21 protein-coding genes and 1 tRNA gene are annotated in these 17,754 nt (G+C 67.4%); 8 read left to right on the top strand and 14 right to left on the bottom strand.

Annotation, left to right across the window (positions count from 1 at the left end):
- Positions 1–8: 8 nt before the first annotated feature.
- Positions 9–2,879 carry a pyruvate dehydrogenase (acetyl-transferring), homodimeric type gene (aceE, locus tag ACFP3H_RS20200; protein WP_378608318.1) on the bottom strand — a complete coding sequence of 957 codons (2,871 nt, stop codon included), beginning with the start codon at positions 2,877–2,879 and terminating at the stop codon, positions 9–11.
- A 212-nt stretch (positions 2,880–3,091) separates the two neighbouring features.
- On the opposite strand from aceE, the gene ACFP3H_RS20195 reads away from it, so the two are divergent.
- From ACFP3H_RS20195 to ACFP3H_RS20180, 4 genes are all read left to right on the top strand, one after another.
- Positions 3,092–3,640: a hypothetical protein gene (locus tag ACFP3H_RS20195; protein ID WP_378608316.1), complete on the top strand. Its 549-nt coding sequence runs from the start codon at positions 3,092–3,094 to the stop codon at positions 3,638–3,640.
- Between the two features lie 127 nt (positions 3,641–3,767).
- Complete coding sequence (locus ACFP3H_RS20190) at positions 3,768–4,190, top strand: DUF3052 domain-containing protein (protein WP_378608315.1); 423 nt, start codon at positions 3,768–3,770, stop codon at positions 4,188–4,190.
- A gap of 73 nt (positions 4,191–4,263) precedes the next feature.
- Positions 4,264–4,728, top strand: coding sequence for a peroxiredoxin (locus tag ACFP3H_RS20185; RefSeq protein ID WP_378608313.1), 465 nt, complete (start codon positions 4,264–4,266; stop codon positions 4,726–4,728).
- 32 nt (positions 4,729–4,760) lie between these two features.
- Positions 4,761–4,832: transfer RNA gene (locus ACFP3H_RS20180), tRNA-Val, on the top strand.
- Between the two features lie 222 nt (positions 4,833–5,054).
- Here the strand turns inward: ACFP3H_RS20180 and ACFP3H_RS20175 are convergent.
- The 3 genes from ACFP3H_RS20175 to ACFP3H_RS20165 all read right to left on the bottom strand — a co-directional run bounded on the left by ACFP3H_RS20175 (position 5,055) and on the right by ACFP3H_RS20165 (position 5,811).
- Entirely contained in the window at positions 5,055–5,207 is a 153-nt protein-coding gene (locus tag ACFP3H_RS20175) for a hypothetical protein (RefSeq protein WP_378608311.1), read from the bottom strand.
- A gap of 104 nt (positions 5,208–5,311) precedes the next feature.
- Entirely contained in the window at positions 5,312–5,545 is a 234-nt protein-coding gene (locus ACFP3H_RS20170) for a hypothetical protein (RefSeq protein WP_378608310.1), read from the bottom strand.
- Positions 5,542–5,811: a hypothetical protein gene (locus ACFP3H_RS20165; protein WP_378608308.1), complete on the bottom strand. Its 270-nt coding sequence runs from the start codon at positions 5,809–5,811 to the stop codon at positions 5,542–5,544. Before ACFP3H_RS20165 ends, ACFP3H_RS20170 begins: the two co-directional genes overlap by 4 nt.
- A gap of 162 nt (positions 5,812–5,973) precedes the next feature.
- On the opposite strand from ACFP3H_RS20165, the gene ACFP3H_RS20160 reads away from it, so the two are divergent.
- Positions 5,974–7,134, top strand: coding sequence for a helix-turn-helix domain-containing protein (locus ACFP3H_RS20160; protein WP_378608306.1), 1,161 nt, complete (start codon positions 5,974–5,976; stop codon positions 7,132–7,134).
- A gap of 34 nt (positions 7,135–7,168) precedes the next feature.
- Here ACFP3H_RS20160 and ACFP3H_RS20155 read toward each other — a convergent pair whose 3' ends face one another.
- The 4 genes from ACFP3H_RS20155 to ACFP3H_RS20140 all read right to left on the bottom strand — a co-directional run bounded on the left by ACFP3H_RS20155 (position 7,169) and on the right by ACFP3H_RS20140 (position 10,536).
- On the bottom strand, positions 7,169–7,963 hold the full coding sequence (locus ACFP3H_RS20155; protein ID WP_378608304.1) for a hypothetical protein: 795 nt from the start codon (positions 7,961–7,963) through the stop codon (positions 7,169–7,171).
- 96 nt (positions 7,964–8,059) lie between these two features.
- Positions 8,060–8,713, bottom strand: a complete 654-nt coding sequence (locus tag ACFP3H_RS20150) for a hypothetical protein (RefSeq protein ID WP_378608302.1) — start codon at positions 8,711–8,713, stop codon at positions 8,060–8,062.
- Positions 8,714–8,888: 175 nt separating this feature from the next.
- On the bottom strand, positions 8,889–9,650 hold the full coding sequence (locus ACFP3H_RS20145) for a class I SAM-dependent methyltransferase (RefSeq protein ID WP_378608300.1): 762 nt from the start codon (positions 9,648–9,650) through the stop codon (positions 8,889–8,891).
- A 214-nt stretch (positions 9,651–9,864) separates the two neighbouring features.
- Positions 9,865–10,536 (bottom strand): hypothetical protein, encoded by a 672-nt coding sequence (locus ACFP3H_RS20140; RefSeq protein ID WP_378608298.1) that lies wholly within the window; start codon positions 10,534–10,536, stop codon positions 9,865–9,867.
- Positions 10,537–10,606: 70 nt separating this feature from the next.
- On the opposite strand from ACFP3H_RS20140, the gene ACFP3H_RS20135 reads away from it, so the two are divergent.
- The gene (locus tag ACFP3H_RS20135) at positions 10,607–11,239 is read left to right on the top strand and encodes a TetR/AcrR family transcriptional regulator (RefSeq protein WP_378608296.1); all 633 of its coding nucleotides are present in this window, start codon (positions 10,607–10,609) and stop codon (positions 11,237–11,239) included.
- A gap of 38 nt (positions 11,240–11,277) precedes the next feature.
- On the opposite strand, the gene ACFP3H_RS20130 is transcribed toward ACFP3H_RS20135, so the two are convergent.
- From ACFP3H_RS20130 to ACFP3H_RS20115, 3 genes are all read right to left on the bottom strand, one after another.
- Positions 11,278–11,721, bottom strand: a complete 444-nt coding sequence (locus tag ACFP3H_RS20130) for an SRPBCC family protein (RefSeq protein WP_378608294.1) — start codon at positions 11,719–11,721, stop codon at positions 11,278–11,280.
- Positions 11,722–11,727: 6 nt separating this feature from the next.
- A complete protein-coding gene (acpM, locus tag ACFP3H_RS20125; protein ID WP_378608292.1) occupies positions 11,728–12,033 on the bottom strand; it encodes a meromycolate extension acyl carrier protein AcpM in 306 nt (101 codons plus the stop codon).
- A gap of 229 nt (positions 12,034–12,262) precedes the next feature.
- Complete coding sequence (locus tag ACFP3H_RS20115) at positions 12,263–12,940, bottom strand: hypothetical protein (RefSeq protein ID WP_378608288.1); 678 nt, start codon at positions 12,938–12,940, stop codon at positions 12,263–12,265.
- Here ACFP3H_RS20115 and ACFP3H_RS20110 point away from each other — a divergent pair.
- On the top strand, positions 12,933–14,558 hold the full coding sequence (locus ACFP3H_RS20110) for an ABC-F family ATP-binding cassette domain-containing protein (RefSeq protein ID WP_378608286.1): 1,626 nt from the start codon (positions 12,933–12,935) through the stop codon (positions 14,556–14,558). The two genes, ACFP3H_RS20115 and ACFP3H_RS20110, sit on opposite strands and share 8 nt — an antisense overlap.
- Here the strand turns inward: ACFP3H_RS20110 and ACFP3H_RS20105 are convergent.
- From ACFP3H_RS20105 to ACFP3H_RS20095, 3 genes are all read right to left on the bottom strand, one after another.
- Positions 14,555–14,974, bottom strand: coding sequence for a hypothetical protein (locus tag ACFP3H_RS20105; RefSeq protein ID WP_378608284.1), 420 nt, complete (start codon positions 14,972–14,974; stop codon positions 14,555–14,557). The genes ACFP3H_RS20110 and ACFP3H_RS20105 overlap by 4 nt on opposite strands.
- A 65-nt stretch (positions 14,975–15,039) precedes the next feature.
- Complete coding sequence (locus ACFP3H_RS20100) at positions 15,040–15,576, bottom strand: DUF3145 domain-containing protein (protein WP_378608282.1); 537 nt, start codon at positions 15,574–15,576, stop codon at positions 15,040–15,042.
- Positions 15,577–15,680: 104 nt separating this feature from the next.
- Positions 15,681–16,496 carry a serine hydrolase domain-containing protein gene (locus tag ACFP3H_RS20095; RefSeq protein ID WP_378608280.1) on the bottom strand — a complete coding sequence of 272 codons (816 nt, stop codon included), beginning with the start codon at positions 16,494–16,496 and terminating at the stop codon, positions 15,681–15,683.
- 39 nt (positions 16,497–16,535) lie between these two features.
- On the opposite strand from ACFP3H_RS20095, the gene ACFP3H_RS20090 reads away from it, so the two are divergent.
- Entirely contained in the window at positions 16,536–17,735 is a 1,200-nt protein-coding gene (locus tag ACFP3H_RS20090; RefSeq protein ID WP_378608278.1) for a serine hydrolase domain-containing protein, read from the top strand.
- Positions 17,736–17,754 lie beyond the last annotated feature (19 nt).

Genomic DNA, 17,754 nt, shown 5'->3' with positions numbered 1-17,754 from the left:
ATAGTCCGCTACGCGAGTTCCTCGCCCGCGTCCGCACTCGGCTTCGGCGCGGCGGCGACGCTGTCGATGCCGTATTTCGCGGCCGCCTCCACCGCCTTGGCCTTGTCGAACGTGCCGTCCTTGACCAGACCCTCCAGCACCGCGACCACGATCGACTGCGCGTCGACGTTGAACACCCGACGCGCGGCCGGGCGGGTGTCGGAGAAGCCGAACCCGTCGGTGCCCAGGGTGATGTAGTCGCCGGGGACCCACTGGCGGATCTGATCGGCGACCGCGCGCATCCAGTCCGTCGCGGCCACCACCGGCCCGCGCGCGGCCGAGAGCGCCTGGGTGACATAGGGCGAACCCGGATCGGTGTCGGGGTGTTTGAGCGCCACGATCTCCTTGTCGAGGGCCTCGCGACGCAGCTCGCCGAACGAGGTCACCGACCACACATCCGCGGAAACGCCCCATTCCTTCGCCAGCAGCTCCTGCGCGCGCAACCCGTCGGGCACCGTCACGCCGGAGACCAGGATCTGGGCGCGGATCTCGCCCTCACCACCGCGCTGGTACAGGTACAGACCCTTGAGCAGACCCGCCACGTCGAGGTCGTCGGGCTCGGCCGGCTGCTGATACGGCTCGTTGTACAGGGTGATGTAGTAGAAGATGTTCTCCCCGCCGAAGGTGCCCACCGCGGGCACATCGGTGCCGGGCAGCACACTGTTCGGAGCTTCACCGCCGCCGTACATCCGGCGCAGACCGTCGCGAACGATATGCGCGATCTCGAACGAGAACGCCGGATCATAGGTCACCACAGCGGGATTGGTGGAGGCCAGCAGCAGCGACTGACCGTCGTTGTGCTGCAACCCCTCCCCGGTGAGCGTGGTGCGACCGGCGGTGGCGCCGAGCACGAACCCGCGCGCCAGCTGATCGGCCGCCGCCCAGAAGCTGTCGCCGGTGCGCTGGAACCCGAACATCGAATAGAAGATGTAGAGCGGGATCATCGGCTCGCCGTGGGTGGAGTACGCGGTGCCCGCGGCGGTGAAGCACGCGGTGGAACCGGCCTCGTTGATGCCCTCGTGCATGATCTGCCCGACGGTGCTCTCCTTGTAGGCGAGCATGAGTTCGGCGTCGACCGAGGTGTAGAGCTGGCCGTTGCGGTTGTAGATCTTCAGCGTCGGGAACCACGAGTCCATGCCGAAGGTGCGGGCCTCGTCGGGGATGATCGGCACGATCCGCTTGCCGATCTCCTTGTCGCGCAACAGTTCCTTGACCAGGCGCACCAGCGCCATGGTGGTGGCGACCTGCTGCTTGCCCGAGCCCTTGCGCACCGAGCGATACACCTCGTCGCCCGGCAGCTTCAACGGCTTGGCCGCGTTGCGCCGCTCCGGCACGAAACCACCGAGCGACTTGCGCCGCGCGAGCATGTACTGGATCGCCGGATTGTCCATGCCCGGGTGGTAATACGGCGGCAGGTACGGGTCCTTCTCCAGCTCGGCGTCGCTGATCGGGATGCGCTGCAGATCGCGGAAGTCCTTGAGGTCTTGCAGGGCAAGCTTTTTCATCTGGTGGGTGGCGTTGCGGCCCTCGAAGTGCTTGCCGAGGGTGTAGCCCTTGATCGTCTTGGCCAGGATCACCGTGGGCTGGCCCTTGTGCGCCATCGCCGCCGAATACGCCGCGTAGACCTTGCGGTAGTCGTGCCCGCCGCGCTTGAGATTCCAGATCTCGCTGTCGGACATGTTCTGCACCAACGCCTTCGTGCGCGGATCGCGTCCGAAGAAGTGGTCGCGCACGTAGGCGCCGTCATTGGCCTTGTAGGTCTGGTAGTCGCCGTCGGGGGTGGAGTTCATCAGGTTCACCAGCGCCCCGTCGCGGTCGGCGCCCAGCAGCGCGTCCCACTCGCGGCCCCAGACCACCTTGATCACGTTCCAGCCCGCGCCGCGGAAGAACGACTCGAGTTCCTGAATGATCTTGCCGTTACCGCGAACCGGGCCGTCGAGGCGCTGCAGGTTGCAGTTGATCACGAAGGTGAGGTTGTCGAGCGCCTCGTTGGCGGCCACCTGGATCAGACCGCGCGACTCGGGCTCGTCCATCTCGCCGTCGCCGAGGAACGCCCACACGTGCTCGTCGGAGGTGTCCTTGATGCCGCGATCGGTGAGGTAGTGGTTGAACCTGGCCTGGTAGATGGCGTTCATCGGGCCCAAACCCATGGACACCGTGGGGAATTCCCAGAAGTCGGGCATCAGGCGCGGGTGCGGGTAGGACGGCAGGCCCTTGCCGAGTCCGCCGTGGCTGTACTCCTGGCGGAACCCGTCGAGCCGGTCCGCGCTGAGCCGCCCCTCGAGGAAACCGCGCGCGTAGATGCCGGGCGAGGCGTGGCCCTGGATGTAGATGTGGTCGCCGCCGCCGGGATGGTCCTTGCCACGGAAGAAGTGGTTGAAGCCCACCTCGTAGAGCGCCGCCGAGGACGCGTAGGTCGAAATGTGGCCGCCGGTACCGATTCCGGGACGCTGCGCGCGGTGCACCATGATCGCGGCGTTCCACCGGATCCAGGCGCGGAAGCGGCGCTCGACCTCCTCGTCGCCGGGGAACCACGGCTCGTTCTCGGTGGGGATCGTGTTGACGTAGTCGGTGGAGGTGAGCGCCGGAATCGACACGCGCCGTTCGCCGGCGCGCTCGAGCAACCGCAACATCAGATACCGGGCGCGGCCGGGTCCCTCACGGTCGAGCATCTGGTCGAAGGACTCCAGCCATTCGCTGGTTTCCTCGGGGTCGATATCGGGTAGGTAGGACGCCACTCCTTCGCGGATCACCCGCACCCGTTCGCCGGTGGGTTTGGTGTCCGCGGGCGGGGTCGCTACGGGTTCGTCGGAAGCTGCAGAGTGGATCAGGTCGGTCAAATCTGCTCCTCGTACTGGGGGCTGAACTGCTGGTCGGCGTCGCTGTCCCCGGGCTTGCCCGCTTGATGTGCGGGCCACCCGTCACGAAAGGTTCGGGCGCACCCCCCATCCTTGCCGAAAGGGCTGCCCAGGTCATCATCTGAGCGGGAAATCCATTAGGTTCGGCGAGGGAAACACGAGTTGTGCTGGTGAGTGAGAGGGAACGGCGAACGATGAGGGTGCTACACGCGCGCCGGTTCGGGTCGGTCTGCGCCATCGTCGCGGTGTCGGTGGGTTCGGTGCTGGTGGGGTGTGCCGACCGGGTGCCCGGCACGCCGACGACCGACGCGGCCGATGTGGCCGCCTACAAGACCACCGCGGCCGCCTCGTCCTCGGCCGCGGCCTCCTCGCGCGCCGCCGCCGCGCGCGACAAGGCCATCTCCGACAACTGCGGCCAGTTCGCCACCACCACCGGAACGGGCGTGACCGCCTACAACGACTTCGTCTCCGCCCACGACAGCAACGCCCCCGACTACGCCGTCAAGCGCGAAACGGCCGCAAGCACCCTCGACAACGCGGCCACCAAGGTCGAGACCGGCGTGAGCACCGCCGCGGGCGCCCTGCCGACCGAGCTGGCCGACAAATTCACCGCGTATGTGGCCGCCGCGCGCGAACTCGCGGCCCAAACCAGAAAAATGACCTACAGCTCACCGGTCGGCAAGCTCAACGAGGCCAGTCGGGCCATCAACCAGGCACGGACCGCCGTTCACGAGGCCTGCTGAGGGAGTCGATTTCGCCCTCCCGACACGCGGCGTACGGTACCGATTCATCCGATCAGCTTGCGCTACGGCCGATAACCATGTTCGCTTGCACCTATCTTACTGTCGGCAGTTTAGGGAGGACACCACCGTGGTCGCCGCGGCGGACGCGCAGAACTACGCTCAGAAGCTTGGCATTTCTCACGGCTTGGTTGTTCAGGAATTGGGCTGGGACGAGGACACCGACGACGCATTGCGCGCCGAGATCGAGGAGGTCACCGGCGGCGAAATGGTCGACGAAGACTCCGACGAGGTCGTCGACGCCGTCCTGCTGTGGTGGCGAGAAGGTGACGGCGATCTGGCCGACGAGCTGATGGATGCCATCAGCCCGCTGGCCGACGAAGGCTTCATCTGGGTCCTCACCCCCAAAACCGGGCAATCAGGCCATGTCGATCCGAGCGAGATCGCCGAAGCCGCACCCACGGCCGGCCTGACCCAGACATCCACCATCAGCCTCGGCAGTTGGACGGGCTCACGCCTCGTCCAGCCGAAGGCACCGTCCAAACAGCGCTGAATCCGCCGTTCGCTAGGGTCTCAGTTGGGCTCGCAGCCCGGCTGAGGCCCGACACGACGGAGGATCGAAACGCATGCCGCTAGAAGTTGGCACTCTCGCGCCGGATTTCACGCTCAAGGACCAGAACAACCAGCCCGTCACCCTGTCGGACTATCGCGGCAAGAAGAACGTGCTGCTGGTGTTCTATCCGCTCGCCTTCACCGGCATCTGCCAGGGCGAGCTGTGCAAGGTTCGCGACGAGCTGCCCAAGTTCCAGAACGACGACGCCGAGATCATCGCGATCTCCGTCGGCCCCCCGCCCACCCACAAGATCTGGGCGGCCGAACAGGGCTACCTGTTCCCGCTGCTGTCGGACTTCTGGCCGCACGGCGCCGTCACCCAGGCCTACGACGTCTTCAACGAGAAATCCGGCTACCCCAACCGCGGAACCTTCGTCGTCGACAAGTCCGGCTACATCACTTTCGCGGAGATGAACGAGCCCGGACAAGCCCGTGACCAGGCGGCTTGGGAGAAAGCCCTCGCCGCGCTAGATTCATAACCCGACACCGCCGGTCCCCACCGGCGATGCCAGGGCGTATAGCTCAGCGGTAGAGCACTGGTTTTACACACCAGCGGTCGTAGGTTCGATCCCTACTGCGCCCACCCACAGAGCGGCGGCCTATCCACCGGTTTCCGTCTCTCCATAACCTCGTCGTACAGGTGCGCGTACCAGCGCAGCCGGATCGTGGGCAGAGCCACTTCGCCGGAAGCACCTTGGGTGCCTGCGCCTGAATCGCCTCACGCCGCAACCCGCGCCGAGCACCGGGAAGAGCGGCACCAGCACCCCGATCACCAGAATGGCGTGGAGGTGCTGGTCGGCGAGGGTCAGCTGGCATAGAGGTCTTCGAGCAGGCCGAAGTAGATCGTCTTCACGCCATAGTCTTGCACCATCTGGTCGAATGCGGTGGTGGTCGGGATCTTCGCGGCCGCCATTGCACGGGTGGCATCCAGTGCGCGGCGGTGACCGGAGGTGTCCATGCCGTCTATGACGGTGACACAGAGGTCTCGCAGACGACCATGGGGTCGGCGGCGGTGGGACGAGCAGCGGCAGACCGACGCGACTGCGAATCCGAGCTCTGTCATCACCCGTCCGCCCTGACGCCGACGTTCTCCACCACAATCGGCGGACGCCCGTCGCGCTGTTCTGCAGCGGTCAGCCACGCCTCCACATTGTCCAGCGACCCGTGGCAGACGACCCGAAACGGACTGTACAGCTCCCAGCCGTAGGGCGGTTCGGATGCACCGCGAATCGCCATGGATCGACGCGCGGCCCGCTCGGTCAACTCATCGAGCCTCCGTATGGTCTCGTCGCTCACATCGCCCCGTTTCCCGGTCGCGGCACAACCTTGCCCACCGCAACGAGCACGTCCCACGCCGCCGCCTTCCGCGCGCACTGCCACCGCTCACACGCCCGGTGCGCCTGCATCACCATGTGCGCCTGACTTGCGGTCAACGACCCGGTAGGCGCCGTGTGATCGAGCGCCGGTGACGGCGTGCCCTGCTGTTCGGCCTCCTGCGCCAGGCGCGCGATGATGTCCCACACCGTCGGCTGCTTCGGAACACCGGTCGTCTGCCCCCACATCGGCGGCCCCCTCTCCCAGGTTGGAATGCCTCCGCCGCCGGGGCGAACAGCCACCCGGCGGCGCGGCTGAAACCAGATTCGCCGCAGACAAGGGCGTCGAGGGACAGGAAAGGGACAGAGACAGAACGGGACACGCGAGACGTATCGATCTACCCTCGGACTATGGGGACACACGTAGGGCAAGCCCTCGCGGCCGAACGCAAGATCGCCGGTCTGAACCAACGCCAGCTCGCCGACCGGTCCGGGTACAGCCTGAGCATGATCAAGGCCGTCGAGCAGGAGCGCGAACCCGCCTCAGCGGGGTTCATCTCCGCCGTCGCCCGCGCCCTACGGATCACGCCCGAACAGCTCACCGGCGCCCCGTTCAACGACGGCAAGCCGCTCGCGGACGCGGTCAACGAACTCTCCGTGCTGCTTGCCGAAGGCCGCTACGCCCGCGCCGACGAACCGGGCCAGCTGGCACAGATCGAAGCCGACCTCACCGCGGCGCAGGACCTGTACCGCAGCGACCGCACCCGCCAGACCATCGAGGTATTACCCGCGATCATCCGCCGCCTGCACGGCGCCGCGCGCGACCTCACCGGCGACGACCAGGCGCGCGCGTACTCGCTGCTCGCGTCGGCCTACATCCTCGCCGAATGGTCGGCCCGCCGGACCGGTCACCTCATGCTCGCGTTGCCCGCGCTCGACCTCGCCGACGGATACGCCCCGCTCGGCGACGACCCGAACTACGGCGCGTTCTCCGCGCTGGCACGCGCCCGGATCCTCACCCACTACGGCGAATCCGGTGTGGCCGCCCAGCTCATCGACCGCGCCATCACCACCGCCGACGACACCGCGCCGGGGATGGTCCTCGCCGGGTACTCCCACCTCGCCGGGGCGATCAACGAGGCCCGGAAACTGAACTACGCGGGCGCCGTCGACCACGTCACGGCAGCGCGCGACCTCGCTGCCCGGACCGGCGAATCCGACATGTACATGACCGCGTTCGGGCCACTGAATGTTGAAATCCATTCGCACGCGGTCGAATTGGAAGCAGGTGACCCGAACCGGGCAGCGCTCACCGGCGTCGAACTGACCTACTCGGCGGGCGCCCCACCGACCAGGATCGCCCACCACTGGCAGGACAACGCCCGTGCCTGGCTCATGTCGGGCAAGCCGGACAAGGCACTGGCGTCGCTGAACAAGGCGCGCGCCGCAGCGCCGCAGCAGACCCGCTTGCACCCGTCGGTGCGGGAAACGGTGTACGGCATCGCCGCCGCGCAGCGCCGCCAGTCAGAGAGCCTGCTCGGGTTCGCGCACTGGCTCGGCGCCACGGTGTAGGCGTGCGGCCGAACCCCCGACTCTCCAAGAGTGATCACGGCACCGGACACTTGTTGAGAATCGGCGAGACCTGGTTCATCGCCGTGAGCAAGTGGTGCACATCGTTGTCGATCAACTCCGCCATGTGGAAGGTGTCACGGAGGCGTTGGCGAAGTGGGTGATTCCGGCCTGCCCGCAGCGGTGCGCTGATGATGCACTCGTGGTGGGCCACCCGATTGCGGAAGTACGACAGTCGGTACAGCAGCCAACGAACCTCATCCGGATCGGTTCCGGGCGCGAACGCGCGACACAGCGCTTCGTTCCAGACTCTCCGTCGATACCCGTTGGTTGTCGGATCTTTCCACTGCGCCTCGTGGCTGGGTACGAGGCCGTGCCACTTGCCGAAGCTGATCTGCGACAAGACGTCTCCTTCCGCAAGGGGCTGCCCGCTCCGCCGATGCGCAGGATTGCCGTCGCGGACGTCCTTCGCGTCCATGGCGTACGAGACCGCCCCGCTCCGAATCGCCGTGAACAGCGGAGCCAGGGGGTCGGGGAGGTCCGAGTGATCGGTGAGCCAGTCGCACGTGCCGCCGTTGGTGTGGCACCACGTAGACAACTGCTCGTGCATCGCGTTACGCACCACGATCTCCACTACCGCGAGCAACTCCATGAACGCCGCGGACAGCTGGATGTTCCACCGGTACAGCGCGACGGCATTGCGGGAGTGCCCGCCCGCGAGCTGGTAATACGGTTCTATGCGCGGCCCACCGAGCCGCACCATGACATTCCGGTGCCGCCGTTGACCGGCGGTCGATGCTTGCACGGCCGGTGCGCCCAGCGTAGACTTCATCGCAGAAAAGGCCTCTCGGGGTCAAAGACTACGAAGAGCGTCCCCGCGTTTTCACGCGGGGGCGTTCTCTTGCTATGGGTGGCGCTCGTGATCGAGTTACGGTCTCCGGCCCCGCACGTCCAGCCATGAGACTGGATTCCGGCTCTTCGATGGCGTGACAATCAGATTCGCGAGCAGTTGGTCGACCGCGATGTCCTCGGTGTCCAGTGCCGCCACAACCACGCCCGCATCGGCGTCGACCCAGCCACCGCTGTCCGCGACGAGGCATTTGTCCACGAAGATCCGGTCGCCGTGAATCGCGTACGAGTCCGCCCACAGGTGGGCCACAGGCAGGCCGAGCCGGAATGCGACGATCCGGAAGGTGCCAACTGTCGGCGCCGCGCTCCAGTAGGCCCTGACCGAGCGCACGACCTCCGGCGCGTTGAACACCCAGTCGGGTTTCACACCGTGACCCCGCCGACTGATCGGATCGCCGGGCTTCGAGGGACCGTCGACCCACGCCCCCATGCTGAGGGTGAGGGTCGGCGCGGTCGAGGTCGGCAGGGACAGCTCTTTCCATGGCACCGCAGTGCCGGTACCGAGTGCTCGGAGCGTGACGACCGCGCGCTGGGCGACGGTCGGACTCGCCGACTGCGCCTGCACGGCGAGGGCCACCGCCACTGCGGGAGTGACGCCCCAGTCCTCGGCCTGGACGCGCATCTGCTGCTCGGCATCCGCGTCCAGCTGTAGTCGACTTCGCTTCTGCGCCATGGATATCCAACCCTGGGAAATGTATGTGTACGCAGACATTAGCACAGAGTCTGCGTACACATACATTTCGGCCGAAGCGGAGGAGCGGCGTCCGTGACTCCGCGGTTCAGACGCACGTCGGTACACACACGAGGGCCGTGGGTGGCCAGCGGATTCCCCTCGCGCACCCTGCCGCTCACGGATACCGGGCGGTGACGAGCCAAGCCCGCGAGTCGAAGTACACCCCACCGTCGGTCTGATGGTCGTCCAGGATCGCACGCAGCCGCGCGCGGGCGTGTTCGGCGTCCGAGGGTTCGAGCGCGGCGAGGAAGGCGGTGAATCCGGTGAGGCGGAGCAGATTGTCGTAGGCGGCCGGAACGTCGGGTCCGTAGTAGACGGGCTCGTCGATGTCGGCCAGGCGGATGTCGACGAAACCCGCTGCCGCCAACAATGATTCGGTGATTGCCGGATCACCCAGGGAGAACGGCCCACGACCCGGCGTCGCGATCACCGCCGCGAGGACATCGCTGAACACCGACGCCCACTCGTTGCGTCCGGGACCCTGCCACACCAACCACGCCAGACGTGCCCCGGGCCGCAACGCCCGCGCGATATTACTGAACGCGGCGACCGGATCGTCGAAGAACATCACCCCGAACCGACTGACACACACATCGAAATAGCCTGGGGGGAAAGGGTTTACCTGCGCGTCTGCCAAGGCGAAACCGACATTCGACGGCCCCTCGTCGGCACTGATCCGCCGAGCCGGTCCGAGCATCCGCTCCGAGATATCGACCCCGAGCGCGCTCCCCCCACCCGCCGCACGAGCCGCCAACCGCGTGACCTGCCCGGTACCGCACCCGACATCGAGCACCCGATCACCGTGCCCGATCCGCGCGGCCGCCATCAAGTGCCCAGTATGCGCCCGAAGCTCGGCGTCATAGTCGAACAGATCCATCGCCGCCCTCCCTGACCGTCGCACCGACGCTAACCTCGCCGGCTGTCACGAGCAAAGCAGGATCGGCGCCGGAGCGGTGCGCAACACTTCACGGGGGAACCAGGTGCCGATTCGCCAACCGCTGCTGCTCGGGCCCCGCTCAACCCGAACGCCGCGTCTTCTATTGGAGAACAGGGCAATTCATACCTTGTCGCGGCGCCGGGTTTCTCGGTGATCAGCTCGACGACACCGCGACGCGCCCCTCATCCACTCGCTCCGCCGACGACCGAGTCCCGTCGCCGACCGCCAAGCGAATCCCCGTGCCCAGCAACCACACCGCGATGCCGGATTGGAACGCGAACAGGAAGCTGTAGTCGACGTTCTGGCTGAAGACCACCAGTGGGCCCGCGATGGCGCTGGCGATGCCGGTGACGACGGCGATCGCGGCGAGGATCCAGGCGGCGATGGTGCGGGCGTGGCGGGCGACGGCTACGGCGAGGGCGGCGGTGGTGAGGCCGAGAGCCGGGGAGGCGATCACCTGGAGGGCCATGTGGATGTCCAGGATGGGGGTGTGCGCGTGGTTGGCGAGTGCGTCGGCTTCGGAGGCCGCGGCCAGGTGCGGAATCAGTTCGATCCCCGCGAACGCGGTACCGGCGGCCGCGATGACCAGCCATTTCGAGACCGAGGCCCCGAACACGCCGGTGCGCCGAGCCAGTAAGTAGGTGGCTGCGGCGAGCAGCAAACCGACCATCTGGAGCAGGTGCGAGGCGTTCCACCGGCTGTCGGTGAACATCGAGATCAGGTGCTCGTCGACCTCGGCGCCGGTGCCGATCGGGTGCATCTGGCCCCCGATGCCGAACACGAGGGCGGCGACGATGAAGCCCAGCGGGACAACACGTTGATTCATGACATACTCGATTCACTAGAGACTTACTCAGTGAATATAGAGATCCTCGAGATCGCTGTAAAGTGGGGGCGTGAACGACGAGCGATCCGGGCGTGGCTATCGCTCACAGCTACGCTCCCAACAGGCCGAACTCACCCGGTCCCTCATCGCCGCGGCGGCCCGGGATCGATTCCTGCAGCACGGCTGGTCCGGCACCACGGTGCGCTCGGTCGCGACGGCCGCGGGTGTTTCCGAGGCCACGATCTACGCGGTCTACGGCAGCAAAGCGGGCCTGGCCACGTCCCTGATCGACAGCGCCGACGCGGGCGCCGACGTCGAACGGGCCACCGCCGAACTGCTCGCCGGCGCCGGCGACCCCCGCGCGCAACTACGCGCCCTGCTCGGCTTCGACCGTCGCCTGTTCGAAACCGCGGGCGATGTCCTGCGCATCATCGTCGAAGGCGCCCGCCAGCACCCCGCCCTGGCCGAGGCCTACCGCATCGGCCGCGACCGAGGCAACAAGATCCGCACCGAGGTCTACGGCGCCTGGCCCGCCGACGTCTGGCGCCCCGGCATGGACCTGCACCAGGCCCTCGACATCGCCTCTGTCATCTCCTCGATCGACAGTTTCGACATCCTGCGCACCGAACGCGGCTGGTCCGCCGACCGCATCGAATCCTGGTGGTCGACCACCCTGTCCGAACTGTTCTTCGGACCGCCGTGAGCCTGCCGCGCTGACGGCGGTCCGAATCCGTCCTCAGTTCACTGGTGGATCACGTCGCCGAGCCGAGGAAGAACGAGTCGCTTCCAGCCCCGTTCCATCGCATTGCGCATCATCTGCTGCCGGCGGTCCGCGATGTCGAACCCTTTCTGCGTCAACAGAAGTCGGGTGCCGCCGCCCTGCGGCTCGAGTTTCCACTCGACGATCCACCTGGCCGGATGCTCGGCCTGCGGATACACCCAGCTGTAGGTCAGTTGCTCGCAGGGCCGCGCGACCAGCACCTCGCAGACGATCTCGTCGATCGCCGAGTCCGCGATGGTGAATCGGAAGTGGGTGCCGACCGCGGCGGCGAAGCCGGTCGGCCGAAGCAACCACCGCGCGAGCAGGTCCGGCTCGGTCAGCGCCCGCCAGACGGCGTGCGGCGGCTGCCGATAGAAGCCGCCGAGTTCGACCGCGGCGGGATCCAGCTGTGGATCGGCGATCATCGGACCTCAATTCGCCTGTTCTTCACTGTGTTTCGCTTCCATCTCCGCGGCGAGCTCAGGCTGCTCGGCCTCCATCTTCCGGACGTAGGCAACCGCGTCCCCGACGGTGCGCAAACTCGCGAGGTCCTCGTCGGGGATCTTCACCGCGTACCTGTCCTCGAGCTGCACGGCGATCTCCACCAGCGACAGCGAATCGATCTCGAGATCGTCGACGAACGACTTCTCGACCGTCACCTCCGTCGCATCGATCCCGGTCACCTCCTCGACGATCTCCGCGATCCCCCCAACGATCTGTTCCTGCGTGGTACCCACGAATCACCCTTCCCTGCCCGCGTCGACCGAAGGCCACCTGCCTCGCACGGATCGAGCAGCAGTCCCGGTACGCTAAAAGCTCCAGTGGGGTGGAGGTGCAATAACTTGTGACGGACACCACACAACAGCACCGCTCCAGACGCATCGGCGACCTCGCCCGCAACACGGACCTTTCGGTGCGAACGATCCGCTTCTACTGCGACGAAGGCACCGTGGAGTCCTAGCGCAATTACCCCTGGAACCCCTTCAACGCTCGATCCGCGCGGTTGACGAAGATCGCCGTGATGATGGTGCCGGTGAGGAGGGTGATCATCAGGATCTTCGCGGGCCATGGTCCGTCGATGATGGCGCCGATTGTTGCCAGGAGGACGAGGCCGCTGGTGGTGATCAGCATGGAGGTTGCTCTGGTCGTGCCGTTGATTTCGCCGCGCAGGATTCGGCGCGATGCGGTGAGGAGGCTGATCGCGGGGAGGCCGGGTAGGAGTGCGACTACGCAGACCACGATCAGGTATTGGGGATTGACCAGGCCGGATATCACCAGGCCTACGGAGCAGGCCAGCAGCACGATGCCCTGGACGAGGCAGGCGGAGCCCGCGAGGCGGGTGGCTCGGCGCACTGCCGGTTCGTTCGCGTAGGGCGACTGCACGCCCGCCCGCATCGCATTGATCTCGCCCTCACCTCGAACAACCGTTCGCGCGATGAGCCCGAAATTCGCTTGGCAGCGGTTCGCGCGCTCCGATATCGTCGGAAACCATGCACACAGGTATCGCGATGATGAAGCCCTGGTCGCTCCGCTGACGGCGGCGACCCTTCTTCTGTTCTGACGCCGCCGTTCCGGGTAATCCTGCCGGGCGGTCCTCAGTGCTGTCCCGGCTCCTTCCTCGAGCTGCGGAGACCCTGTGTCCATCTCTCATCGCGCGCACGCGCACCTCAAAGCCACCTCGATCCATGTCACCCTCGGTTCACGACCGGTGTTGGCCGATGTCTGCCTCACCGTGTCGACCGGTTCGCGCATCGCCATCGTCGGGGAGAACGGGCGGGGCAAGTCCACCCTGCTGCATGTGCTGGCCGGGCTCCTCGTCCCCGACAGCGGGACGGTGACCCGGGCCGGCACGATCGGAATCGCCCAGCAGGCCATCGCTTTTCGCGCGGGCGAGACCGTCGGTGATCTCATCGCCGAGACCGTCGAACCGGCGCGCCGAGCGCTGCGCGAACTCGACGCCGCGACCCTGTCGCTCACCACCGCCGCCGCGGGCGCGGACGACGCCTACGCCGCGGCCCTCGACACGGCCACGCGACTCGACGCCTGGGACGCCGAACGACGCGTCGATATCGCCCTGTCCGCGCTGCACGCGTGCGCGGACCGTGGTCGGGCGCTGGCGACGCTGTCGGTGGGCCAGCGCTACCGGGTCCGCCTGGCGTGCCTGCTCGGTTCGGCTCAGGACATCCTGCTGCTGGACGAACCGACCAACCACCTCGACCGCGACGGCCTGGACTTCCTCACCGATCGCCTGCGAGCCCACTCCGGTGGACTGGTCGTGGTCAGCCACGACCGCGCCCTGCTGCGCGATGTCGCGGACGAATTCCTCGACCTCGATCCCAGTCGGGACGGTCACCCGCAGCTCTTCGCCGGCGGTTACACGGGCTGGCAGCAGGGCAGGGACCGCGCCCGCGCCCGCTGGGTCGACGATCATGAGGCCCAACTCGCCGAACGCGCGCGCCTCCACGACGCGGTGTCGAGCGCACGCGACCGTCTCAGCACCGGATGGCGACCGGACAAGGGCCACGGAAAACACCAACGCCAGTCCCGCACACCGGGTTTGGTGCAGGCGCTCAATCGGCGCCAGTCCGATCTCGACGCCCACACGATCACCGTCCCCGCTCCCCCGCTGCGCCTGCGCTTTCCGGATCTGCGCGTCCGGCCCGGGATCACGCTGCTCAGCTGCGCCGAGGTCACGGTGCCGGGCCGCCTCGACTCCCCGGTCAGCCTCGCTCTCGCGGCGGGCGATCGACTCCTCGTCACCGGCCACAACGGCGCGGGCAAGTCCACGCTCCTGGCCGCCCTCGCGGGTGCGGTCGAACCGTCGACCGGCGTCGTCGAACGGCACACGACCGCCCGCATCGCCTTCATCGGCCAGGAAGTCCCCGCCTGGGACCCCGACCTGACCGCCCACGACCTCTACGACCAGCACACCCGACACCATCGCGACCCGGTTCCCCTCACCGCGACCGGTCTGCTCGAGCCGCGAGCCCGCGCCACCCCCGTCGGTCGCCTCTCCCAGGGCCAGCAGCGCCGCCTACACCTGGCCGTCCAACTCGCCGCCCGCCCCGATCTCATCCTGTGCGACGAGCCGACTAATCACCTCTCCACCGCCCTGGTCGACGACCTCACCGCGGCCCTGCGCACGACCCCGGCGGCGGTTGTCGTGGCCACCCACGACCGCCGCATGCTCGCCGATCTGATCGACTGGCCCGAACTCCCACTGTCGCTTCGGAGTACCGAGGGGGCCGCCACGCCGACCTAGGACCCGAAGCTGCCCGTCGCGGGCTTGGCGGTGGGCACCTTGACCGTCACCTTCTCGGAGAAGGCGAACTCGGCGTCGTTGACACAGCCGCCGCGCGCGGTGATCGTGGTGCCGGGTTCGAGTCCTTCGAGGGTGGTGGTGATCGTCTGCCCCGGACCGGCCAGCGACTCCGGCGCCATCTCACCGAAGAAGACGTGGTCGCTGTTCGGGCCGACGCCGGCCTCGGCCCAGCACCAGCCGCGGTCGTTGCGGTTGGCCAGGGTGGCGGTGATCGTGCCCGCGGCGGTGCCGGTGAAGCTGATCGCCGGTACCTCGAACGGGGTGATCGCCGCGGCGGGCGCGACCGCGAGGGGGCCGAAGGCGAGCACAGCGGCGGAGGTGGCCACCAGGAGTGGGCCGGAAATTCGACTGTTCATCACCCGCACGATGCTGCCCGAGCGCGGGTTCGGGGACAAGAGCGAGCACCGATGACCGGAACGGACTAGCCCACGTCGCGGCGCAACCAGGTGACTTCGGCGCCGATACTGTCGGTGCCCTGCCGGTAGGCCTCGAGGTCCTCGTCCCACGGGGAACCGAGGGCGCGGTCGAGTTCGGTGGACAGGTCGAAGGTTCCGTGGGTGTCGAGTTCTTTGGCGGCTTGCAGTAAGGCACGTAATCGCATTTCGCCGAGCATGACATCGCCGTTGGCGCCGGTGGATCCGTGCCACAGACCGAGGGCGGGGACGAAACTGTAGCGTTCGCCGTCGACGCCTTCGCTGGGATCCTCGGTGACCTCGAATCGCAGCACCGGCCAGGTGCGCAATGATTGGGCAATCCGTGCGGCGGTGCCGACCGGACCGATCCAATCGCTGCTGGCTCGGAGTTGCCCGTCGGCGGGTTGGGTGTTCCATCGCAATTTCGCGGGAGACGAGAGTGCGGTGGACAGCGCCCATTCCACGTGGGGACACAACGCGGCGGGCGATGAGTGGATGTACACCACACCCGCCGTCGCGTCAGCGAACTGACTCGATGCGCGCACTAACAACACCTCCAGCCTCGACAAGGAGCGTCTTCCCCAACGACCCGTCGCGGACTGGCAGTGGCCCGAGTGTAGGCGACGTGCGTGGTGCTGCGCGCGTTACCTTACTGCGTGTTATGTGTCTCTGCGATCACGGAATCGCTTAATTTCGGCCACGCTCTTCTGGCCCAGTCCCCGAAATTCTCGTCGCTCAGCGCGATTGTCGCCACTCCTATTTCCGGGTCGACCCACAGGAACGTGCCGGACTGTCCGAAGTGGCCGTAGGTGCGCGCGGAATTGGCGCTTCCCGTCCAGTGCGGGGTTTTCCCGTCGCGGATTTCGAATCCCAATCCCCAGTCGTTGGGTCGCTGGGAGCCGTATCCGGGCAGGATGCCGTCGCGGTCGGGGAATTGCACCGAGGTGGCGTTATCCAATGTTTGCCGAGATATCAATTGGGGTGTCAGCAACTCACTGGCGAATAACGTCAGGTCGGCGAGCGAGGCACGGGCGGCGTGGCCCGCGGAGCCGTCGAGGACGGCGGTGCGCATGCCCAGTGGCGCGAAGACCGCCTCGTCGAGGTACTCGGGAAAGGCGATGGCGGTCTGTTCGGTGAGGAAGTCGGCGAGCAGTTCGAAGCCGGCACTCGAGTAGATGCGGCGCGCGCCCGGTTCGGCGATCACCTCGGGGGTGGCGAAGGCGACGCCGGAGGTGTGGGCGAGCAGGTGGCGCACGGTCGAGCCGGGCGGGCCCGCGGGCTGGTCGAGTTCGATCGCGCCTTCCTCGAGTGCCACGAGCGTGGCGTAGGCGACCAGCGGTTTGGTGACCGAGGCGAGCCGGTACACCCGTTCGGTGTCGCCGACGCTCGACACCGACTCGGCGGTGACCACGGCGGCGGCGGCGTTCTCGACGGGCCAGTCCTGAACCTGCTGCAACGATCGCATCTCCGCAGCGTACGAGACGCGGCTACGATCGTTGACACCATGAGTCCCGCACCATCGATCCACGGCGACGTGGCGGCCGGTTTCGGCCCCGTCGCCGACGCTTTCCGCCGCAACTTCACCCACCACGGCGAGATCGGCGCCGCCGTCTCGGTCTACGCCGGTGGCGAGCCGCTGGTCGACATCTGGGCCGGTCATCGCGACCGCAACCGTGAGGTCGCGTGGGAGCACGACACCATCGTGCCGGTGTTCTCCTCGTCGAAGGGGATGTCGGCGTTCACGATCGCGGCGGCGGTCTCGCGCGGACTGCTCGACTACGAGGCGCCGGTGACGAAGTACTGGCCGGAGTTCGGCGCGCACGGCAAGGACCGGATCACCGTGCGGCAGTTGATCGATCATCAGGCCGGGCTGTCCGGGCTGGACCGGGTCGTGAAACTGCGCGAACTCGTCGACCGTGACGCCCTCGGGGAGCTGCTCGCCGCGCAGAAACCGGCGTGGGTTCCCGGCACCCGGCACGGGTATCACGCGCTGACGCTGGGGCTGTATCAGAGCGAGTTGCTGCGCCGGGTCGACCCGGACGGTCGCAGTCTCGGACGGTTCTTCGCCGAGGAGATCGCGGGGCCGGTCGGTGCCGATCTGTTCATCGGGCTGCCCGATTCCGAGCCGATGGAGCGCGTCGCCCAGTTGTCGGCGACCAAGAGCTGGGACATCTGGCGCTACGAACGCCGCGATCTGCCGTTGCGGATCGGCGGCGAGGTCTACGCCAAGCGCGGGTATTCCTATGCGGCACTGACCAATCCGCGACCGGGTGCGCCCGCGCGGGCGGCCCGGCGGGAGTTCCTCGAAGTCGAGTGGCCGGGCATGAACGGCGTGGGTAACGCGCGGGCGCTGGCGAAGGTCTACGGCGCGGCGGCGGCGCACACGGGCGCGCTGCCGATCAGCGACGAGGTGCTCGACCAGCTCGCGGCCGCCGACACCGCCGACGACGTGCCCGCCGATGACCTGGTGCTGCACACCAAGAGCCGCTACCACCTCGGATTCCGCAAGTCGCGCGGTAGTTTCCGCTTCGGCTCGGACAAACGCGCCTACGGCACAACGGGTTTGGGCGGATCGTTCGGATTCGCCGATCCGACAACCGGATTGGGCTTCGGCTACACCATGAACCGCCTCGGCATGGCAATCCTCGACGATGTCCGCAGTCGCAATCTGCGCGAGGTCGTCGTGCGGTGCGCGGGCCGGTAACGACAGCGCGAACTGCGGG

The sequence above is a fragment of the Nocardia lasii genome (assembly GCF_042658545.1).
Taxonomy (GTDB): Bacteria; Actinomycetota; Actinomycetes; order Mycobacteriales; family Mycobacteriaceae; genus Nocardia; species Nocardia lasii.
This window is presented reverse-complemented; position numbering and strand designations above follow the sequence as displayed.